This window comes from Caulobacter flavus, from assembly GCF_003722335.1.
In the GTDB taxonomy this organism is placed as follows: Bacteria; Pseudomonadota; Alphaproteobacteria; order Caulobacterales; family Caulobacteraceae; genus Caulobacter; species Caulobacter flavus.
The window spans coordinates 2,218,542-2,236,610 of the sequence record NZ_CP026100.1; the positions used below are offsets into that span (position 1 = coordinate 2,218,542).

22 protein-coding genes are annotated in these 18,069 nt (G+C 69.5%); 13 read left to right on the plus strand and 9 right to left on the minus strand.

What is annotated here, in order from left to right:
* Nucleotides 1–7 precede the first annotated feature (7 nt).
* Nucleotides 8–2,224 (minus strand): putative bifunctional diguanylate cyclase/phosphodiesterase, encoded by a 2,217-nt coding sequence (locus C1707_RS10285; protein WP_101715021.1) that lies wholly within the window; start codon nucleotides 2,222–2,224, stop codon nucleotides 8–10.
* Nucleotides 2,225–2,518: 294 nt separating this feature from the next.
* Here C1707_RS10285 and C1707_RS10290 point away from each other — a divergent pair, with 294 nt between their 5' ends.
* The 6 genes from C1707_RS10290 (at nucleotide 2,519) to C1707_RS10315 (ending at nucleotide 7,579) form a co-directional block, all read left to right on the plus strand.
* Nucleotides 2,519–3,415 carry an EamA family transporter gene (locus C1707_RS10290; protein ID WP_101715022.1) on the plus strand — a complete coding sequence of 299 codons (897 nt, stop codon included), beginning with the start codon at nucleotides 2,519–2,521 and terminating at the stop codon, nucleotides 3,413–3,415.
* 56 nt (nucleotides 3,416–3,471) lie between these two features.
* A complete protein-coding gene (locus tag C1707_RS10295) occupies nucleotides 3,472–3,888 on the plus strand; it encodes a hypothetical protein (RefSeq protein WP_101715023.1) in 417 nt (138 codons plus the stop codon).
* Nucleotides 3,889–3,942: 54 nt separating this feature from the next.
* A complete protein-coding gene (locus C1707_RS10300; protein WP_101715024.1) occupies nucleotides 3,943–4,983 on the plus strand; it encodes a beta-eliminating lyase-related protein in 1,041 nt (346 codons plus the stop codon).
* A 66-nt stretch (nucleotides 4,984–5,049) separates the two neighbouring features.
* Nucleotides 5,050–5,739, plus strand: coding sequence for a hypothetical protein (locus C1707_RS10305; RefSeq protein WP_101715025.1), 690 nt, complete (start codon nucleotides 5,050–5,052; stop codon nucleotides 5,737–5,739).
* Complete coding sequence (locus C1707_RS10310) at nucleotides 5,739–6,992, plus strand: M48 family metallopeptidase (RefSeq protein ID WP_101715026.1); 1,254 nt, start codon at nucleotides 5,739–5,741, stop codon at nucleotides 6,990–6,992. Before C1707_RS10305 ends, C1707_RS10310 begins: the two co-directional genes overlap by 1 nt.
* On the plus strand, nucleotides 6,989–7,579 hold the full coding sequence (locus C1707_RS10315; RefSeq protein ID WP_101715027.1) for a hypothetical protein: 591 nt from the start codon (nucleotides 6,989–6,991) through the stop codon (nucleotides 7,577–7,579). Before C1707_RS10310 ends, C1707_RS10315 begins: the two co-directional genes overlap by 4 nt.
* A 575-nt stretch (nucleotides 7,580–8,154) precedes the next feature.
* Here C1707_RS10315 and C1707_RS10320 read toward each other — a convergent pair.
* Entirely contained in the window at nucleotides 8,155–8,490 is a 336-nt protein-coding gene (locus tag C1707_RS10320; protein ID WP_101715028.1) for a PRC-barrel domain-containing protein, read from the minus strand.
* 102 nt (nucleotides 8,491–8,592) lie between these two features.
* On the opposite strand from C1707_RS10320, the gene mutT reads away from it, so the two are divergent.
* Together mutT and C1707_RS10330 are read left to right on the plus strand one after the other, a co-directional pair.
* Nucleotides 8,593–9,033 (plus strand): 8-oxo-dGTP diphosphatase MutT, encoded by a 441-nt coding sequence (gene mutT / locus C1707_RS10325; RefSeq protein WP_101715029.1) that lies wholly within the window; start codon nucleotides 8,593–8,595, stop codon nucleotides 9,031–9,033.
* A gap of 45 nt (nucleotides 9,034–9,078) precedes the next feature.
* Complete coding sequence (locus C1707_RS10330; protein WP_240633905.1) at nucleotides 9,079–10,491, plus strand: glycoside hydrolase family 43 protein; 1,413 nt, start codon at nucleotides 9,079–9,081, stop codon at nucleotides 10,489–10,491.
* Nucleotides 10,492–10,632: 141 nt separating this feature from the next.
* On the opposite strand, the gene C1707_RS10335 is transcribed toward C1707_RS10330, so the two are convergent.
* On the minus strand, nucleotides 10,633–11,544 hold the full coding sequence (locus tag C1707_RS10335; RefSeq protein WP_101715030.1) for a methyltransferase domain-containing protein: 912 nt from the start codon (nucleotides 11,542–11,544) through the stop codon (nucleotides 10,633–10,635).
* 52 nt (nucleotides 11,545–11,596) lie between these two features.
* Here C1707_RS10335 and C1707_RS10340 point away from each other — a divergent pair, with 52 nt between their 5' ends.
* The 5 genes from C1707_RS10340 to C1707_RS10360 all read left to right on the plus strand — a co-directional run bounded on the left by C1707_RS10340 (nucleotide 11,597) and on the right by C1707_RS10360 (nucleotide 14,449).
* Nucleotides 11,597–12,322 (plus strand): ComF family protein, encoded by a 726-nt coding sequence (locus C1707_RS10340; RefSeq protein WP_240633906.1) that lies wholly within the window; start codon nucleotides 11,597–11,599, stop codon nucleotides 12,320–12,322.
* Between the two features lie 29 nt (nucleotides 12,323–12,351).
* A complete protein-coding gene (gene grxC, locus C1707_RS10345; RefSeq protein ID WP_101715032.1) occupies nucleotides 12,352–12,606 on the plus strand; it encodes a glutaredoxin 3 in 255 nt (84 codons plus the stop codon).
* Entirely contained in the window at nucleotides 12,603–13,436 is an 834-nt protein-coding gene (locus tag C1707_RS10350; protein ID WP_101715033.1) for a carbon-nitrogen hydrolase family protein, read from the plus strand. The genes grxC and C1707_RS10350 overlap by 4 nt, the downstream gene beginning before the upstream one ends.
* 15 nt (nucleotides 13,437–13,451) lie before the next feature.
* Nucleotides 13,452–13,886: a DUF1178 family protein gene (locus C1707_RS10355; protein ID WP_101715034.1), complete on the plus strand. Its 435-nt coding sequence runs from the start codon at nucleotides 13,452–13,454 to the stop codon at nucleotides 13,884–13,886.
* Between the two features lie 134 nt (nucleotides 13,887–14,020).
* Nucleotides 14,021–14,449, plus strand: a complete 429-nt coding sequence (locus tag C1707_RS10360; RefSeq protein ID WP_101715035.1) for a hypothetical protein — start codon at nucleotides 14,021–14,023, stop codon at nucleotides 14,447–14,449.
* Nucleotides 14,450–14,452: 3 nt separating this feature from the next.
* Here the strand turns inward: C1707_RS10360 and C1707_RS10365 are convergent, their stop codons facing one another.
* The 6 genes from C1707_RS10365 to C1707_RS10390 form a co-directional block, all read right to left on the minus strand.
* Entirely contained in the window at nucleotides 14,453–15,151 is a 699-nt protein-coding gene (locus C1707_RS10365; RefSeq protein ID WP_101715036.1) for a dienelactone hydrolase family protein, read from the minus strand.
* Nucleotides 15,152–15,325: 174 nt separating this feature from the next.
* The gene (locus C1707_RS10370) at nucleotides 15,326–15,637 is read right to left on the minus strand and encodes a glycine zipper 2TM domain-containing protein (RefSeq protein ID WP_101715037.1); all 312 of its coding nucleotides are present in this window, start codon (nucleotides 15,635–15,637) and stop codon (nucleotides 15,326–15,328) included.
* A gap of 106 nt (nucleotides 15,638–15,743) precedes the next feature.
* On the minus strand, nucleotides 15,744–16,799 hold the full coding sequence (locus tag C1707_RS10375) for a glycine zipper 2TM domain-containing protein (protein ID WP_101715038.1): 1,056 nt from the start codon (nucleotides 16,797–16,799) through the stop codon (nucleotides 15,744–15,746).
* A gap of 120 nt (nucleotides 16,800–16,919) precedes the next feature.
* A complete protein-coding gene (locus tag C1707_RS10380) occupies nucleotides 16,920–17,297 on the minus strand; it encodes a hypothetical protein (RefSeq protein WP_101715039.1) in 378 nt (125 codons plus the stop codon).
* A 107-nt stretch (nucleotides 17,298–17,404) separates the two neighbouring features.
* Nucleotides 17,405–17,743: a type II toxin-antitoxin system VapC family toxin gene (locus tag C1707_RS10385; RefSeq protein WP_205686833.1), complete on the minus strand. Its 339-nt coding sequence runs from the start codon at nucleotides 17,741–17,743 to the stop codon at nucleotides 17,405–17,407.
* Nucleotides 17,740–18,045 carry a type II toxin-antitoxin system VapB family antitoxin gene (locus tag C1707_RS10390; protein ID WP_240633907.1) on the minus strand — a complete coding sequence of 102 codons (306 nt, stop codon included), beginning with the start codon at nucleotides 18,043–18,045 and terminating at the stop codon, nucleotides 17,740–17,742. Before C1707_RS10390 ends, C1707_RS10385 begins: the two co-directional genes overlap by 4 nt.
* Nucleotides 18,046–18,069: the final 24 nt, after the last annotated feature.

The window sequence follows — 18,069 nt, forward strand, 5'->3', positions numbered from 1 at the left end:
TTGGCGCTCAGCTTGCGGCTTCGAAATGCTCCCCCACTGGGGGAGCTGTCGGCAAAGCCGACTGAGGGGGCGCCGCCGGCGCTGAAAACGCCACCACCTCCGACAGCCCGCGCGCTGCGGTCGCCGCCACCCCCAGCAGCGCCGCGATCTCGCCGGCCGGCTTGGGGCGGCTGATGAAGTAGCCCTGGATCTCGCCGCAGCCCTGGCGGCGCAGTTCGTGCAGCTGCTCCTCGGACTCCACGCCCTCGGCGGTGGTGGTGATGCCCAGGCTGGCGCCCAGGTCGAGGACGGCCTTGATGATCGCCAGCGCGTCGGCGTCGTCGAGGATGTCGCGCACGAAGGTCTGGTCGATCTTGATCTTGTCGAACGGGAAGCTGCGCAGATAGCTCAGCGAGCTGTAGCCCGTGCCGAAGTCGTCCATCGAGATGCGCACGCCCAGGGCTTTCAGGTCGTGCAGTATGGCCATGTTCGAGGCGCTGTCCTGCAGCAGGACGCTCTCGGTGATCTCCAGCTCCAGCCGCTCGGCCGGCAGGCCCGAGGCGGCCAGGGCCTGGACGACGGTGGCGGCCAGGCGCCGGTCGCGGAACTGGGCGGGCGACAGGTTCACGGCCAGGCGCACGTGCTCGGGCCAGCGGGCGGCCTCGTCGCAGGCGGCGCGCAGCACCCAGTCGCCCAGCGCCCCGATCAGGCCGATTTCCTCGGCCAGCGGGATGAACTCGCCGGGCGAGACCATGCCGCGCTCGGGATGGAACCAGCGCAGCAGGGCCTCGCAGCCGGTGACGCGATCGGCCTCGAGGTCGAACAGCGGCTGGTAGAACAGTTCGAACTGGCCCTCGGCCAGGGCGCGGCGCAGATCCAGTTCCAGCGCCCGGCGGGCCTGCAACTGCTCGTCCATGGCCCGTTCGAAGAAGTGGAAGGTGCCCTTGCCGTCGGCCTTGGCGCGGTAGAGGGCCATGTCGGCCTTCTTCAGCAGTTCGTCGCAGTCCAGGCCGTCGTCGGGCGAGACGGCGACGCCGACGCTGCCGCCGATCACCACCTGATGGCCCAGCAGGTCGAACGGGGCTTCCAAGGCCTCGACGATGCGGGCGGCCAGGCGCGTGGCGCCCGAAAGGTCGGTCAGGCCCATCTGCACCACGGCGAACTCGTCGCCGCCCAGGCGGGCCACGGTGTCGCCGTCGCGCACGCACGCCCGCAGGCGCTCGGCGGCGGCCTTCAGCAGGGCGTCGCCCACCGGGTGGCCAAGCGTGTCGTTGACCACCTTGAAGCGGTCGAGGTCGACGCAGTGCACGGCCACCAGATCCTCGCGCCGCGCGGCGCGGGCCAGGGCGTCGGAAAGATCCTTGTGGAACAGCAGGCGGTTGGGCAGTTCGGTCAGCGGGTCGTAGTGGGCCAGGCGCGCGATCTGGGCTTCGGCCCGCTTGCGCTCGGCGATGTCCTCCGAAACGCCCAGCAGGTATTCGGGCCGGCCGTCGCCGTCGAGGATGGCGATCTTCTTGGTGCGCAGGATGGCGGTGGTGCCGTCCTTGCGGGGGATCAGGTCCTCCTCGATGACCTTGACCTCGCCCGAGCGCACGACCTCGGCGTCGCGGGCGTGGTAGATCGCCGCCTGCACCGGATCGAAGAAGGCCTCGTCGGTGCGGCCGATCATCTCCTCGCGCGAATAGCCCAGGATCTTCTCGCCGGCGCGGTTGAGCAGGACGTAGCTCTGGTCGGACGCGCGCTTGACGAACACCATCGACGGGATGGACTCGACCACGGCGGTCATGAAGGTGCGGGCGCGCTCCTCGTCGGCCTTCGCCGAGGCCAGGGCGTCGAGGTTGCGGCGGTTGGTCTCGCTGGCGGCCTGCAGTAGGCCGATCACCGTGCCGACGCCCAGATAGCGCCCGCCGTCGGTGACGATGAAGCCGCGCAGCAGGTCGCTGGCGCGATAGGACAGGCTGTCGTTGGTGAAGGCGGCCAGCTCGACGTCGGCCTCGACGACCAGCGGCTGGTTGTCCATCAGCACTTCGATGGGACGGTTGGCGTAGAGGGCGCGGCCGTACTCGGCGGCCATGCGCAGGAAGAAGGCGTTGCGCTCGACCAGGCCCACGGGCCGGTCGTCGGCGTCGAGCACCGGAATGATCAGGGTGTCGGGCTCCTCACGGAACCGCTCGTACAGGGTCTTGCCCAGGTCTTCCGCCCGCGCCGGGGTCAGGGAAGAAACCGTGTCGCGCAAGGTGAACATCGGAATACGCCTCCACTCGCGAGGGGGAATGACGGTTTCACGCCTAACGAGGTGCTAAACTTGACCGTGCGACATCGAGTTTCGCGAAAACTTCATCGGCGCGTCACAGTGGTTGCGGTCGCATTTACTGTGGTCTCGATCCGCGAATACTCAGTGGTCGGACGAAGCGGATTTCGTCCGTCTCGATCGCGTGGTCCGGGCCTTCGCGCGGGCGCCCGGGCAAAAATGGGCCGCCGAACGGTTTCCCCGGCCGCCGCCAAGGCCTAGTTAGGGGCCGTTCGAGGAGTGTCCCCAATGCCCAGTTCCCTGCCGCTTCGCCATTTCCTGCTGGCTCTGGCGGTGGTGGCGGTGTGGGGGACCAACTTCGTGGTCATCCGCCAGGCGCTGAACCACCTGCCGCCGCTGACCTTCGCCACCCTGCGCTTCACCCTGGTGCTGCTGCCGCTGGTGTTCTTCGTGAAGCGGCCGGCGGTGTCGTGGCTCAACCTGGCCGGCTATGGCCTGCTGATCGGGGCGGGGCAGTTCGGCCTGCTGTTCGTGGCGATGGAGGGCCATATCTCGCCGGGCCTGGCCTCGCTGATCCTGCAGACCCAGGTGTTCTTCACCATCGCCCTGGCCATGCAGATCAACCGCGAGCGGGTGCGCGGCTTCCAGGTGGTCGCCCTGCTGCTGGCGATCGCGGGCATCCTGATCATCGCCCTGCACGGCGGCGGTTCGGCCACGCCTCTGGGCGTGGGCCTTGGCCTGCTGGCGGCGCTGAGCTGGGGCTGCGGCAACATCGTCGCGCGCCAGGCCGGTCCGGTGAACATGCTGGGCTACGTGGTCTGGGCCAGCCTGTTCTCGATCCCGCCGCTGCTGGTCATGGCCCTGTGGCTGGAAGGCTGGCCGGCCATGGTCAAGGGCGTGGCCGGCGCCGATCTGGGCACCTGGCTGGCGGTGCTGTGGCAGGCGGTGGGCAACACCATGTTCGGCTACGGCGCCTGGGGCTGGCTGCTGGCCCGTCACCCGGCCGCCACCGTCACGCCGATGGCCCTCCTGGTGCCGGTGTTCGGCATGAGCGCCTCGGCCCTGGTGCTGGGCGAGGGACTGCCGGCCTGGAAGCTGCTGGCGGCGGGCCTGGTGCTGGCCGGCCTGGCGGTCAACATGCTGTGGCCGAAGATCCGGGCGCTGCGGGCGGCGCCGGCCGCCTGACGGGGGTGACTTGACGTCAGGTTGCGCGCGCCCGACCTTCACCGTGAAGGGGAGGCATGATGCAGCGCAGGACATTTCTGATCGGGACGGCCGGGCTGGTCGCGGTTCCGGCCTTGGCCGACGCCGAAGCCGCCTGGAGCAAGCCGGTAGCGATCCATTTCGAGCCGGGCGCAAGCACGCCCAGCCAGGGCGACAAGGAACTGGAGGCCGCGGTCGAGGCCTTCCGGCGCCGACCGAATCCTCGCCGCAACGACCACGTGAGCATCGTCGGCTACATCGACGACGCCGAACTGCGCCAGGGACTGAGAGACCTGCGGCTTGAGCGCGCGGAGAGCGTCGCCGACCACTTCAAGCATATGGAACGCGGCGCGGCGTCGCCGAGGCTGCTGCCTGGCAAGCGGCTGCTGGTGGATGTCGCCGGTCCATCTGCCGAGAACCGCGTGGCCCTGATCTCCTGGCGGCTTAACGCTTGAAAAGAGGGCGTCGCCCCGGCATCGAGGCGGCGTTCCTTTTCCGAGTGACCGCCGATGACCATCGCCCGCTACGACTTCGCTTCCGACAACGTCGCCGGCGCCATGCCCGAGGTGATGGAGGCGCTGCTCGCGGCCAACGCCGGTACGGCGTCGGGCTACGGGAGCGACCACGTCAGCCAGGCGGCGGGCGAGCGCATCCGCGCCGCGCTGGACGTCGACGCCGAGGTGAAGTTCATGCCGTCGGGCACGGCCGCCAACGCCTTCGCCCTGACCCTGCTGGCCTCGCCGCACGAGGCGGTTCTGGCCCACGAGCATGCCCACATCTGCACCGACGAGACCGGCGCGCCGGGCTTCTTCGGCCAGGGCGTGGGGCTGATCGGCCTGCCGGGCGCCTCGGGCAAGATCGAGCTTTCGGCGCTGGAGGAGGCGCTGGCCCAGCCCGACGTCTCCTACCGCCAGCCGGCGGCGGCCCTGTCACTGACCACGGCCACCGAGTACGGCACGGTCTATTCGGAGGCGGCCCTCAAGGCGCTGGTCGATCCGGTCAAGGCCAAAGGCTACGGCGTGCACCTGGACGGCGCGCGGCTGGCCAACGCCGTGGCGGCCGGCTTCGACCTCAAGGCCGTGGGGCGGCTGGGCGTCGACCTTCTGGTCATGGGCGGCACGAAGGCCGGCTCGACGCCGACCGAGGCGGTGGTGTTCCTGAACCCCGAGCACCGCCGCCGTCTCGACGCGCGGATCAAGCACGCCGGACAGTTGATCTCCAAAGGCCGGTTCCTGGCCGCGCCGTGGCTGGGGCTGCTGGACGAGAACGGCGGGACCGGGCCGTGGGCCGCCCGCGCCGCGCACGCCAACGCCATGGCCCGCAAGCTGGCCGACCTGATGCCCTATCCGATCGCCCATCCGGTCGAGGCCAACGGAATCTTCGTGACGATGAGCGACGCGGCCCTCGAGCGCCTGCGCGGCGAGGGGTGGTTCGTCTATCGCTTCCTGGACGGTTCGGCCCGCTTCATGTGCTCGTGGGCGACCACCGTTGAGATGGTGGAGGCGCTGGGTGCGGCTCTCGCTAAGATTGCCCTCGACGAACCGGTGTAGCGTCGGTATCTAGAGCTTGACTGTTTCGGGGGTGAAACAGTCGGGGGCATATCTGGGGGCTCATCCGTGTCCGTTTTTCGTAGCGTCGCCATCACGGCGTGCCTGTTTCTGGCCGCCTGCACCACCACCAACACCCGTCTGGCCGACAAGGCGCCGACCAAGCCGGCGGCGGGCGCCAAGATCCTGATCGTCCAGCCGGACATCGAGCTGAGCCTGCTGACGGTCACCGGCCTGCAGGAAGCGCGCGCCGACTGGTCCAGCCAGGCCCGCGCCAACATCAAGCGCGAACTGGAAGAGGCCGCGACCGCCAAGTCGCACGTCTTCCGCTCGCTGGATCCGGCCAGCGTCGAGGACCAGCGCGCCCTGCAGCTGCTGCGCCTGCACGAAGCCGTCGGCGACTCGATCCGCGGCTTCAACTACGGCCTCTACAAACTGCCGACCAAGAAGAGCTTCGACTGGACGCTCGGCGCCGGCACGCAGAGCTTGGCCCAGACCTATGACGCCGACTACGCCCTGTTCACCACGGGTCGTGGTTCCTATTCCAGCGGCGGGCGTAAGGCCGCCATGGTCGGCGCGGCCCTGCTCGGCGTGGGCCTGCCGATGGCCCAGCAATACGCCTTCACCTCGCTGATCGACCTGAAGACCGGCAAGGTGGTGTGGTTCAACGTCGCCATGGCCGGCACCGACTCCGACATGCGCTCGCCCGAGGGCGCGGAGACCTTCGCCAAGGCCCTGCTGAAGGACGCGCCGCTCTGATGCCCCGCGTCCTTCGCCCGCGGGCGAAGGGCCTGGCCCTGCTGGCCGCCGCCGTCCTGGCGGCGGCGCCGGCGGGCGCCCAACCCCGCGCCCCGCACCTGCGCCCGGCCGAGACCTCCGACGAGGGCGGCATCTGGGCGCTGTCGGAGAAGGCCGAACTCGCGGCCCGCCAGTCGGCCGAGCGCAACCGCGATCCGGCCCTCAACGCCTATGTCGCCGGGATCATCGCCAAGCTGGCGCCCGAGTACCAGGGCGACATCCGCGTCTATGTGATGGACCGGCCGTTCTTCAACGCCCAGATGGCCGCCAACGGCTACGGCGAGGTCTGGTCCAGCGTCCTGTTGCGGGCGCAGAGCGAGGACGAGCTGGCCTATGTGCTGGGCCACGAGATCGGTCACTTCTCGGAGAACCACTCGATCGAGTCCTACCGCTCGCTGAAGGCGAGGCTGGGCGCGACCATGGTGCTGCAGGCCGTGGTGACCGTCGCCGCCGCCGGCGCGGCCGTCAACGCGGGCTCGGCCCAGGGGGCCACCGACATCATGCGCGCGGCCAGCGCCGTCAGCGACCTGATCTATCTGGGACAGCTGGCGGCCTATTTCGGCTATTCGCGCGAGAACGAGAGCGAAGCCGACGCCCTGGGCTTCAAGCGGGCGGTCGCGGCGGGCTACGACCCCGCCGCCGGCGCCGCCATCTGGCGCTCGCTGATGGCCGAGACCGAGGCCTCCAGCTTCAAGCGCGTGCGCGAGCAGCAGGCCCGGCCCAACGTCTTCAACACCCATCCGCTCAGCGTCGAGCGGGTGAAGGCCCTCGACGACATGGCCGCCAAGAGCCCGGTCAAGGCCTCGACATCCGATCGCAAGGCCTATCGGGCGATGATCCGCCCGCATCTGGCCGTCTGGCTGAAGGACGACCTGCGCCGGCGCGACTATGGCCAGAGCCTGGTCCTGATCGACCGGCTGTCGACCCAGGGCGAGGACCTCGGGGTCCTGACCTTCTACCGCGCCGAGGCCTATCGTCAGCGGCGCGGCGAGGGCGACCTCGAGCTGGCCCGCAAGGCCTATGCCGAGGCCGGCGCCCATGCCGACGCGCCGATCGCCGCCTGGCGCTGCCTGGGCGACCTGTCGCTGCAGGCCGGCGACCGCGCGGCCGCCAAGACCGCCTACGAAACCTATCTCGCCCGTGCGCCCCAGGCGCAGGACCGCTGGCTGGTCGAGGCCAGCCTCAAGAAACTCTCCGAAGGAAGCGCGACATGATCCGCACGAACACCCTGCGCCTGCTGACGGCCTCCGCCCTGGTCATGAGCCTGTCGGCCTGCGTCAGCGTCACCTCGGCCCCGGCCGGCCCCTACAAGGTGGGCGCGGCCACGGTCACCCTCGGCCACGAATGGTCGGACGTCAGCGCCATCATGTACGCCCGCCCGGCCAAGGTGCGCCTGCTGTCGATGGACGGTCCGCTGCTGAACCGCCTCTATGTGACCGACGGCCTCGCGCCGGGCGAGTTCATGGTCAAGCCGATGGCCAAGGAGCGTCCGACCCCGACCTATCGCGCTGGCATGGCCCCGACCGAGCTGGTCGAGTTCGTCACCGACAGCGTCGCGGCCCTCGAATACCAGCGGGTCGAGACCGACAACCTGCGTCCGGCCAAGGTCGGCTCGGCCGACGGCCTGCGGTTCGACCTGAAGGCCAAGACCAAGGAAGGCCTCGACATCTCCGGCGCGGCCCAGGTGGCCGAGGTCGGCGGCAAGCTCTACGTCGTGCTCTACATCGCTCCGAGCGAGCACTACTTCGCCGCCGAATTGCCGGAAGTGGAGACGGTGCTGGGCTCGGTGAAGGTGGGGTAGGGCCAATCTTGCCAGTGGTATCCACTAGAAACGTACACTCGCCCTGTGGTGGTGCGGTTGAGGTTCCATGAACTGGCAAGTTATTGGAGGATTTGTCGGGCTAGCGGGTCTTGTACTTGGCATTTGGAATCGATTGGAGCAATGGCGTGAAGTAAAGCGGCGATCCTCCGAGAATTTGCCGATTTTTACCGCAACTCTGGACCGGGTGGGTCCCGATTGGCTGACCATAAGTCTTTCGATCGTCAATCCAGGAAATCTCAATTTCGCTATGACGCGGGTGCGAGTCCTTTCTCCACGTAAATGTTGGGTTGCGCCTCGTGTTGAGGTCGTGGGCAACGATCCGCCACTTAGATCAATGAAGGTAGAGTGGTCTGTATATGCCCAGCCGACCCCCACAGGGCATCGAGCAGCTTCTGCCACCACGTTTCGTTGCCGGGCTCCTGAAGGACGAAGGCCGAAAATCGTCATTGAAGGATATATAGTAAAGTCAGGGCGTCCCCGTTTTCGTGAGCCGGTACATGTCTCATTGCCGGGCGAGAAAGCGGAAGTTCACAGACCTCGTTAGCTAGCGGGTCTCACCCCTCGAAATACCGCTCGACCTGCTCGGCCCAGCCGTAGGACGTCTTCGACAGCTGGTCGCGGTCGTAGGCGGGGCTGTCCTTGAACCGGTCCTTCGACAGGTCGGTGGCGTAGGCCTCGGCCTTGTCGTCGAAGGTCAGGATGCGCCAGGGCAGGGGGTGGTACTTGCCGCCGGTGAACAGGCCGGCAGGCTCGACGGCGACGTAGCGGCCGACGCCGGCGTCGCGGTCGACGAAGACCTCGCGGATCACGCCCAGCTTGTGGCCCTTGGGGTCGGTGACCGCGACCCCGATCAGGTCGCCGCTCTTCACCAGCCGATCGTCCAGCGACATGGCGTCTCTCCTCGCGAATGCTCCCTCGGCAACGCTCGTCGCGCCCGGGGAGTTGCCGCCAAAGGCGTTGCCAAGCCCGGCAAAGCCCGCGATGGATCGGGCATGAGCACGCCGCCTCCCTCGCCCGAAGCCCTTCCCGCCGATCGCCCCATCGTTCTCGTGGCCGCCGCCGCCCTGATCGACGTCGACGGGCGGGTGCTGATCTGCCAGCGGCCCGAGGGCAAGTCGCAGGCCGGCCTGTGGGAGTTTCCGGGCGGCAAGGTCGAGAAGGGCGAGACGCCCGAACAGTGCCTGATCCGCGAACTGCACGAGGAGCTGGGCATCACCGTCGCCCAGGCCTGCCTGGCCCCCTTCGTCTTCGCCTCGCACACCTACGAGACGTTCCACCTGCTGATGCCGCTCTATCTGCTGCGGCGTTGGGAAGGGCAGGTGACGGCCAAGGAGCACAAGGCCATGGCCTGGGTGAAGCCCGACAAGTTGTCGGACTACGACATGCCGCCTGCCGACCTTCCACTGGTCGCCTGGCTAAGGGATGTGCTTTAACTCAGACAAATTGCGCGCAGGCGCGAAGCGTTTGAGGAAACGACCGTGACGAATTTCGACCCCCAGCCTTCGCGACGCATCCTGCTGGCCGGCGCGGGAGCCGTGGGTCTGGGCGGCCTGGCCGGCGAGGCCCTGGCCGCCGCGCCAGCCGCGCCGCTGCTCAATCCGGTCGTGCGCCAGCGGGCCGACGCGCAGGTCTTCAGGCATTCGGACGGTTACTACTACCTGACCGGCTCGGTGCCCGAATACGACCGGCTGATCGTGCGCCGCTCGCGCACCCTGGCGGGGCTTGCCTCGGCCGAAGAGGCCGTGATCTGGCGGCGGCCGGCCGAAGGCAAGCTGGGCGGCTATATCTGGGCGCCCGAACTGCACTGGATCGACGGCGCCTGGCACATGTACTTCGCCGCCGGCGACAAGGGCCAGCCGTTCCGCATCCGCACCTACGTGCTGCGCTGCGACGGCAGGAACGCCCTTACCGGGACCTGGAGCCTGCTGGGCGAGGTGCAGACCCCGTGGGACAGCTTCAACCTCGACTCCACGATCTTCCACCACAAGGGCGTGCGCTATTTCTGCTGGGCGCAGAAGGAGCCGGGGATCGAGACCAACAGCAACCTCTACCTCGCCCCCTTGGCCACGCCCCTGACCCTGGGCCGGCCGCCGGTTCGCCTGACCGTGCCGACGCTCGACTGGGAGGTGCGCGGCTTCAAGGTGGCCGAGGCGCCGGCGGTGCTGATCCGCAACGGCCGCGTGTTCATCGCCTATTCGGCCAGCGCCACCGACGACCGTTACTGCCTGGGCCTGCTGACCGCCGACGCGGACGCCGACCTGATGAGCGAGGCGTCGTGGACCAAGTCGCCCCAGCCCGTGTTCGTCTCGTCCGAGGAGACCGGCGTCTGGGGACCGGGCCACAACTCGTTCACCGTCGACGAGCAGGGTCGCGACGTCCTGGTCTTCCACGGCCGCGATTACAAGGCGATCAAGGGCAACCCGCTGTTCGATCCCAACCGCCACACGCGGGTGCAGCGCCTCTACTACAAGGCCGACGGGACGCTCGATTTCGGCGTGCCGGCCGGGGCGGGGGAAATCCCCGACCGGTTCTCGCCACTCGACCGGTCGGGCGCGTTCCTGCGCGTCGAGGGCGAGGCGGTCGGCGTGGGCGAAGGTCCGCTGGCGGCGACGCAGCTGCGCCAGAAGGCCGGACCGGCCGGAACGGTGACGCTGGAGCCGATCCTGCGGCCGGGCCACATGCTGCGGGTCGAGGCTGGCAAGGTGGTCGTTGCGCCGGCGGCGTCCGGCGACAGGGCCGCGGTCTTCAAGCGCGTGAAGGGCCTGGCCGGTAGGGGCGTGTCGTTCCAGGCGTCGGACGGCGGCTATCTGGGTCACCGCGACGGCGCGGTGGTGGTCGGGCCGGCGAGGGACGCCAGGGCGCGGGCTGCGGCGACGTTCGTGGTGAGCTAGAGACCCTCCCCCGAAGGGGGAGGTGGCCCGGAGGGCCGGAGGGGGAAGTCTCCGCTGCCGTTCAGAAGGTTGTTGGCCCAAAGGTCATCTGCCCCCTCCGTCGGCTTCGCCGACACCTCCCCCTTCGGGGAGAGGGTCTAATTACCCCGCCTTGTCGCCCGCCGGCTGTTCCTTCACCCCCAGCGCGTCGGCCAGCCGCATCTTGGCCGAGCCGGGCCGCAACGGTTTCTGCTGGCTGTCGTGCGGGGCCCAGCCGGTGGCGGTGACGATCTCGAAGGTGGCGGGCACGCGGCCGTCGGCCTCGGCGAAGCGCTCCTGGTAGATCTCCAGCGCCCGGAACAGCAGCTTGCGGGTCAGCGGCTTGCGCGAGCGGTCGAGCAGCACGCTGGTCTCGCCCATGCGGCGCAGATCCTGCAGCAGGGCGATGGGGTGGGCGTAGCGCACCTTCACGCGGTCGACGTCGGCCACCGGCAGGGTGAAGCCGGCGCGTTGCAGCAGGCCCGCGGCGTCCACCGTGTCGGCGAAGGGCGAGACGCGCATCGAGACGCCGCCGGCGATCTCGTCCTCGGCCGCCATCAGCGACTGGCGCAGTTCGGTCAGGGTGGCCCCGCCAAACAGCGCGCCGATAAAGAGGCCGTCGGGCTTGAGGGCGCGGCGGATCTGGATCAGGGCGCCGACCAGGTCGTTGGTCCAGTGCAGGGCCAGGGTCGAGACGACAAGGTCCAGCGTCTCGTCGCCGAACGGCAGGCGCTCCTCGTCGGCGACGACGGTGGCGCCGTCGCGTCTTGCCAGCATCCGGGCCGACAGGTCGGTGTCGATCAGGAGGCCGATCTTGGCGGCGGCGTCGCTCTCGGACAGCGCCTGGCGGAAAGCGCCGTCTCGGCTTCCGAGATCGACGGCGACCGGAAACTGCCGCAGGATCGCCTCCAGCCGCATGACCGCGTCACCGGCGGCGCGCGCCTTCAGGAAACCGGCCTGGCCGAAGTTGGGCGCGGCGCGATCGAGGCGAGCGCGGAGAAGATCGCGGTCGAAGAGGAGAGGCGAACTGGTCATGCGGGCGGAACATGGCGATTCCTTCTCCCGATGGAAACCCGGTCCACGCCTGATGGGCCTCGGAAGAGGGCTGCTGGACCTGATCCTGCCGCCCCGCGCCTTCGACGGCGAGCCGGCCCTGACGCCGGGGCTGTCGGCCGGCGCCTGGAGCCGCATCGTCTTTCTCGACGGCCCCGTGTGCGACGGCTGCGGCGCGCCCTTTCCCTTCGACCAGGGCGAGCCGCTGTGCGCGCTGTGCCAGGCCCAGCCGAGGGCCTTCGCCAGGGCGCGCGCCGCCTGCCTCTACGACGAACACTCGCGCGACCTGGTGCTGAAGCTCAAGCACGCCGACCGCACCGATCTTTCGGGCCTGTTCGCTCGCTGGATCTCGCGCGCCGCCCCGGACCTGCTGGACGAGGCCCAGGCGGTGGTTCCCGTGCCGATGCACCGCGCCAGGCTTCTGCGCCGCCGTTACAATCAGGCCGCCGAGATCGCCCGCCCTCTGGCCCGGGCGGCGGGGCGACCGTATCTGGCCGACGCCCTGGTCAGGAAACGCGACACCGCCAGCCAGGGCGGCAAGTCGGCCGACGGGCGTCGCCGCAACGTCGCCGCCGCCTTCGCCGTGCCCGACGCCAAGCGGCCGCTCATCGAGGGAAAGCGGGTTCTGCTGGTCGACGACGTGTTGACGACCGGAGCCACCGCAGAGGGATGCGCGCGGGCGCTGCTGGCGGCTGGAGCCTCGGCTGTCGACCTTACTGTCGTCGCGCGCGTTACAGAAATGCGAAGCCGTCCTATATGAGGGCGGGAATCCAACCCTTTGGAACCGAAATGGCCAAGGTCACCATCTACACCCGTCCCTTCTGCGGCTACTGCGCCCGCGCCCTGAAGCTGCTCAACGACAAGGGCGCCGACTTCGCCGAGATCGAAGCCGGCATGGACCCCAAGCTGCGCCAGGAAATGATGGAGCGCTCGGGTCGCAACACCTTCCCGCAGATCTTCGTCGGCGAGCAGCATATCGGCGGCTGCGACGACATGATGGCGCTGGAGCGCGAGGGCAAGCTGGACGCTCTGCTCGCCGCATGAGCCCGTCCGCGCCCCTGCGGGTCGGCCTGGTCCAGACCCGGACGCCCGCGACCCACGCCGCGGCGCTGGCCCACGTGGCGCCGCTGGTGCGCGAGGCGATCGCGCGGGGCGCCCGTTTCGTGCTAACGCCCGAGTGCACCAACGTGCTGCAGAAGGATCGCGACCGGCTGCTGCCGACGCTGACGGCCCTGGAGGACGATCCGGTGGTGAACGGCCTGCGCGAGATCGCGGCCGAGACCGGAACCTGGATCGACGTCGGCTCGGCCCTGGTGCGGCGCGAGGACGGAAAAGCCGCCAACCGCCAGGCCGTCATCGATCCGACCGGCGCGATCGTGTCCACCTATGACAAGCTGCACATGTTCGACGTGCAGCTGCCTACCGGTGAGACCGCGAAGGAATCGGCGACCTATACGCCCGGCGAACGGGCGGTGGTGGTCGACACGCCGCTGGCGGCCTTCGGCCTGACCATCTGCTACGACATGCGCTTTCCGGCCCTGCATCGGGCCCTGGCGCTGGCGGGCGCCAAGGTGATCACCGCCCCGGCGGCCTTCACCCGTCCGACGGGCGAGGCCCACTGGGAGGTGCTGCTGCGCGCCCGGGCCATCGAGACCGGCTCGTTCGTGATCGCCGCCGCCCAGGGCGGCTTCCACGAGGACGGGCGCGGCACCTGGGGTCGCTCGATCGCCGTCGGCCCGTGGGGCGAGGTGATCGGCAAGCTTGACCACGACGAGCCCGGCGTGCTGATCGCCGATCTCGACCTGGAGGCCGCCGACAAGGCCCGCGCGGCCATCCCGGTCCTGGCCAACGCCCGTGAATTCACGGGCCCCTGACCCCATATCAGGACCATGATCAAGTACGCGCTCGCCTGTGACCATGCGCACGAGTTCGAAGGCTGGTTCGGCTCGTCGGGCGACTATGACGACCAGGCCGCCCGGGGTCTGGTCGAGTGCCCCGTCTGCGGTTCGACGGGCGTGCGCAAGCAGATCATGGCCCCCGCCGTGGCCGGCACGAAGGCCCAGCGTTCGGCCCCCGAGCCCGACGCCCGCATGCGCGAGATGATGATGGCCGCCATGAGCGAGGTGCGCCGCGAGGTCGAGGACAACTTCGACTATGTCGGCGACCGCTTCGCCAAGGAGGCCCGCGACATCCACGAGGGCCGGTCCGAGGAGCGCGGCATCTATGGCGAGGCCTCGCCCAAGGAGGTCAAGAGCCTGCTGGAGGACGGCGTCAGGATCGCCGCCCTGCCGCCCGCGCCGCCGAAGAAGACGGACGTGAACTAGGCATCGCCGTTGCGCGCGCCGCGATCGCGGCTCAGCTTGAGCGCATGCGAGATTTCAGGCTGTGGTTGATTCTCCTGGCGGTCGCCGGCGCGCTCGGAGCGGCTGGGCCGTCAGCCGCGGCCCCGGACCCCAATGTGTTCTCGGCGTCGCACCAGCTGGGGTTCAGCGGCGCGGTGGTGACCGTGCGCGAGGATTATCGCGCGACGAAATGGCCGGTCTCGCGCCGCACCTTCGTGCTGCATGGGGCCAGCGGCCGGACCGTCTCGCTGGCCCTGGCCAATGGTGGTGCGAGCAACCTCAGCACGCTCAGCCTCTACGGCGACGGCGGCAGGTTCTTCCTGATCGGGGCGGTCGAGTGCGTGGAGTTCGATCCGGTCGCGGTCACCGCCGCGCGCTGCCGCAAGCGTCCGCCCTGCGCCGCCTTCGGGCGGGAAGGCGTGAGCTTCCTCGGGCGCTTCGACTGGGCGAACGGCTTTGATCCGCCCTATGGCCACTTCGGCCTCCGCTGGCGCTTCCTGCCGCAGGAGGACGCCTCGGAGACGTCCTTCTGCCCCGATCGCTAGCGCCTAGCCCAGCTTTTCCTTGAAGAACGCCAGGGTGCGGCCGTTGGCGGTTTCGGCGTCGGCCTTGTCGTAGTGATTGCCGCCTGGACGGGCGAAGGCGTGGTTGCGGCCCGGATAGACGTGAACCTCGACGTTCGGGCGGCCGGCCAGGGCCTCGACGATGGTCTTGCGCGCCTCGGGGCCGATGAACTCGTCCTCGCCGGCCAGGTGCATCAGCAGCGGGGCCTTCACGCCGTCGGCCTCGCCGACATAGCGCTCGGTGCCGCCGCCGTAATAGGCCACGGCCGCGTCGGGCGCGCCGCGGGCCGCGCCGAGGAAGGTCATCAGCCCGCCCAGGCAGTAGCCCGTCAGCCCGACCTTGCCGTTGCCGCCGGCGATCGTACGCGCCGCCTCGACGGTCTTGAGCACGTCGGCCGCGCCCTGGTCGAAGTCGTAGGCGCCGTAGATGTCGAGCGCCTTCTTCCAGTTGGCCTCGTCGTTCTCCGACATCGAGAGCCCCGGCTCGACGCGCCAGAACAGGTCGGGGCAGACGGCGATGAAGCCCTGCACGGCGTATTCGGCGGCGATCAGGCGGATGCCGGCGTTGACGCCGAAGATCTCCTGCACGACCACCACGACGGGCGCCGGACCGGGGGTGTCGGGGCGGACGACCAGGGCCTGAAAGCTTCCGTCGTCGGTCTGAATGGTCAGGCTCTCGGCCATGGTCGTGCTCCTCGCGGCTGCGTGGCCAGACCATGGTGCGGGGCGATCGTCGGGGCTTGAACGATACCGTCCCGCCCGCGCTGGCCGCATCGTTCAAAGGCGCAACGTTCAGACGGGCATGAAAAAGCCCGCCCCCGGAAAGGGGCGGGCCATCCGACCGTTCAGCGAGCCCGCTTAGCGGTAGCGGTACTCGTAGTGGCAGTTCTTCTTGGAGTTCTTCTTGGCGATCTGGTTGCCGGCCACCGCGCCGACCACGCCGCCGAGAATCGCGCCCTCGGTCTTGGCGCCGTTGCCGGCCACGGCCGCGCCGAGCGTGCCGCCGGTCAGACCGCCGATCACCGTGCCCTTGTTGCGCGACTTCTTGGTGCTCTTGCAGACGAGCACGCGTTCGCGGCGCTGCTGGGCCTCGGCGGCGGTGACGGCGAGCGTGGAGGCGGTGAAGGCGAGGCTCACCGCGACGATCAAGGTTTTCATCTGGACGCGCATGGCGACCTCCGTTTGAGAGCGTGTGTTCTATGTCCCTTGAGGGGATAACGCCGAAGCTCCGTGTCGGTTCTATGTCGGACGCCCGACGCGGAGATCGGCTTTCGCGTCAGCCTTCGAGGCGATAGCGGTTGTCGCTGTCGGGGCAGACGCGGACGTAGCGGGTCTCGTTGCGGCCCTGGTACTCGGTCTGGGCCGGGGCCAGGCGGCACTTGCGCTCGCTGTAGCGGTTCCATTCCGAATAGCCGCCGGCCCGGTCGCGGTACTCGGCGCTTTCGCGATAGGGCACGGTGTCCTCGTACGACCAGTACTGGCCGCGAGTGTCGCAGCGGGCCTTGGCGGCCGAGTTGCCGATCGCCGCGCCCACGCCGGCGCCGGCCAGGGCCCCGAGCACCGCGCCCTCGGTGCGGGCGTTGCGGGCGGCGACGTTGGAGCCGATCACCGCCCCGGCCAGGGCGCCGATCACGCCGCCGGCGGTGGCGTTGCGCTTGGCGTCGTCGCGGCAGGGGTCGTTATAGCCGCCCGACAGACCAGACCCGCCGGCATAGGCGGGAGGAGCCGGCGGACCATTGTCCCAGCGGCCGGCCTCGTTCGGATAGCGACGGTCGTAGGCGCCGCGGCCGTAGCGGCGGTCATAGTCGTCGCGGGCGCGCTGGTACTCGGCGCGGTCGGACTCCCACTGCTGGCGTTGGGTTTCGTAGTCGTCGGCGTAGCGGTTGTCCTGGCCGCTGGTGTCGAAGCGGCGGGCCTCGTCCGGATAGCGGCGGTCATAGGCGCCGCGGCCGTTGCGGGCGTCGTAGCGGTCGCGGGCCCGCTCGTAGGCGGCGCGGTCGGCCTCGAACTGGCGCTGTTCGCCGTAGTAGGCGTTGCTGGTCGGGTAGGCGGGCGTGCGCCAGCGGCGGGCCTCGTCCGGATAGCGCCGGTCGTAGGCGCCGGAGCCGTAGCGGCGGTCGTAGTCGCTGCGCGCGCGCTCGTAGGCCGCGCGATCGGCGTCGTACTGGGCCTGGCGGCTGTCGTAGTCGGCCCGGCGGGCCTCGTAGGACGAGCGCTGCTCCTCGTAGGTGCGCAGCTGCTGCTGGTAGCCGGCGTCCTGAGCCAGCGCGGGCGCGGCCGTGCTGATGGCGACGGCGCCGGCCATCAGCCAAGCCATGCGGCGGGAAGTCATGGGGAAGTCTCCGTTCCGACGAACGAGCTGGCGTCCCGCCCCACAAGACGCCGGCTCGGGTTCAAAGTCCCTGCGGCGGAATAAGCCTTGGCGAAGGCCAAGGTTCCCGAAAGGGCCGGATCAGTCGTTCAGCCAGGTGACGGCGAAGCGATCGCCGGTCCAAACCGCCACCGCCAGCGAGGCTTCCTCGGTTCCGAAGGCGAGGGCGGGGGCCTTCAGTTCGACCTGGCGCGGCTCGTCGGCGGCGCAGGGGGCGCCGACGTCCTTGGCGCAGGTGGTGGGGTAGGTCCCGGGCGGCTGGGCGGCGATGAAGAACCCGCTGGCGTCGGCCACCATGGTCACGGTCTGCGGCTTGCCGGGCGCCGCGCCGCGCTCGACCACCAGCACGTGAGCCCCGCCGCGCGGCTCCAGCCGCGCCTGGTCGGCCTTGCCGTCGCCGTCGAAATCGCCGGCCAGGGTCGGCAGGGCGGCGGCGAGGGCGAGCAGCAGGACGGACATGGGATGGCGCTCCGGACGTTACGACCTGAGGTTGGCGCGCGGCCGGCGAGGGTTCAAGCCTCTTTCAGGGCCGAGCGCAGGTCGGTGCGCGCGAAGTCGTCGCCCTTCTAGAGCAGGGCGCCGCCGCCGCGGGTCTTGGCGAGGGCGTAGGCGAAGCAATCGCCGAGGTTCAAGACGTTCCTGCCGAACCTGATCCTGGCCGCCAGCGCGATCTCGAACTGACGAGCGTCGACCGTGGCGATGCTGATCCCGAGATTGGCGAAGAGCGCATTTACGCGCTCTCGGCCATCTGGACCATCGAGGGCCTGGACGCGGACATGCACTTCCCAGGCGTTGATGGGAGAAATGACTGTCACGTCCGAGTTCGCCAGGATCTCGAAGTACGCTTCCCAATCCGGTTCTCGCAACAGAATGGCGACCAGGGCGGAAGCGTCGACGACGATCATCGTGGCAGGCCGTCCTTGTCGTAAAGGTCGGCGTCCGTGAGGGTTTCGCCAGCGTGCGGCAGGGCCCAGAAGGCTTCCAGCGTTTCCAGGGCAGCGGCTCGTCGCCCTGCCTTGTCGGCAACGCTTCCGGCTTCCGCGCCAAGCGTTGCGTCCCGCGCCCCATCCCGCGCTCCATCTCGCGCCAACGTCGCGAGCACCGCCGCGTCGATGGCCTCGGAGAGGCTGCCGCCGCGCTGCCGCGCCAGTTCGCGGACGTGCTCCACGACCTGGCTTTCGATCTCGATGGTCTCGAACTTGGTCATCGCGGCAGGAAACATACCGCGAAC

Coding starts and splice junctions, on each gene's coding strand:
- C1707_RS10285 (WP_101715021.1), bottom strand. CDS start 2,224: ATGTTCACCTTGCGCGACACGGTTTCTTCCCTGACCCCGGCGCGGGCG.
- C1707_RS10290 (WP_101715022.1), top strand. CDS start 2,519: ATGCCCAGTTCCCTGCCGCTTCGCCATTTCCTGCTGGCTCTGGCGGTG.
- C1707_RS10295 (WP_101715023.1), top strand. CDS start 3,472: ATGATGCAGCGCAGGACATTTCTGATCGGGACGGCCGGGCTGGTCGCG.
- C1707_RS10300 (WP_101715024.1), top strand. CDS start 3,943: ATGACCATCGCCCGCTACGACTTCGCTTCCGACAACGTCGCCGGCGCC.
- C1707_RS10310 (WP_101715026.1), top strand. CDS start 5,739: ATGCCCCGCGTCCTTCGCCCGCGGGCGAAGGGCCTGGCCCTGCTGGCC.
- C1707_RS10315 (WP_101715027.1), top strand. CDS start 6,989: ATGATCCGCACGAACACCCTGCGCCTGCTGACGGCCTCCGCCCTGGTC.
- C1707_RS10320 (WP_101715028.1), bottom strand. CDS start 8,490: ATGTCGCTGGACGATCGGCTGGTGAAGAGCGGCGACCTGATCGGGGTC.
- mutT (WP_101715029.1), top strand. CDS start 8,593: ATGAGCACGCCGCCTCCCTCGCCCGAAGCCCTTCCCGCCGATCGCCCC.
- C1707_RS10335 (WP_101715030.1), bottom strand. CDS start 11,544: ATGACCAGTTCGCCTCTCCTCTTCGACCGCGATCTTCTCCGCGCTCGC.
- C1707_RS10340 (WP_240633906.1), top strand. CDS start 11,597: ATGGGCCTCGGAAGAGGGCTGCTGGACCTGATCCTGCCGCCCCGCGCC.
- grxC (WP_101715032.1), top strand. CDS start 12,352: ATGGCCAAGGTCACCATCTACACCCGTCCCTTCTGCGGCTACTGCGCC.
- C1707_RS10350 (WP_101715033.1), top strand. CDS start 12,603: ATGAGCCCGTCCGCGCCCCTGCGGGTCGGCCTGGTCCAGACCCGGACG.
- C1707_RS10355 (WP_101715034.1), top strand. CDS start 13,452: ATGATCAAGTACGCGCTCGCCTGTGACCATGCGCACGAGTTCGAAGGC.
- C1707_RS10365 (WP_101715036.1), bottom strand. CDS start 15,151: ATGGCCGAGAGCCTGACCATTCAGACCGACGACGGAAGCTTTCAGGCC.
- C1707_RS10370 (WP_101715037.1), bottom strand. CDS start 15,637: ATGCGCGTCCAGATGAAAACCTTGATCGTCGCGGTGAGCCTCGCCTTC.
- C1707_RS10375 (WP_101715038.1), bottom strand. CDS start 16,799: ATGACTTCCCGCCGCATGGCTTGGCTGATGGCCGGCGCCGTCGCCATC.
- C1707_RS10380 (WP_101715039.1), bottom strand. CDS start 17,297: ATGTCCGTCCTGCTGCTCGCCCTCGCCGCCGCCCTGCCGACCCTGGCC.
- C1707_RS10385 (WP_205686833.1), bottom strand. CDS start 17,743: ATGATCGTCGTCGACGCTTCCGCCCTGGTCGCCATTCTGTTGCGAGAA.
- C1707_RS10390 (WP_240633907.1), bottom strand. CDS start 18,045: ATGACCAAGTTCGAGACCATCGAGATCGAAAGCCAGGTCGTGGAGCAC.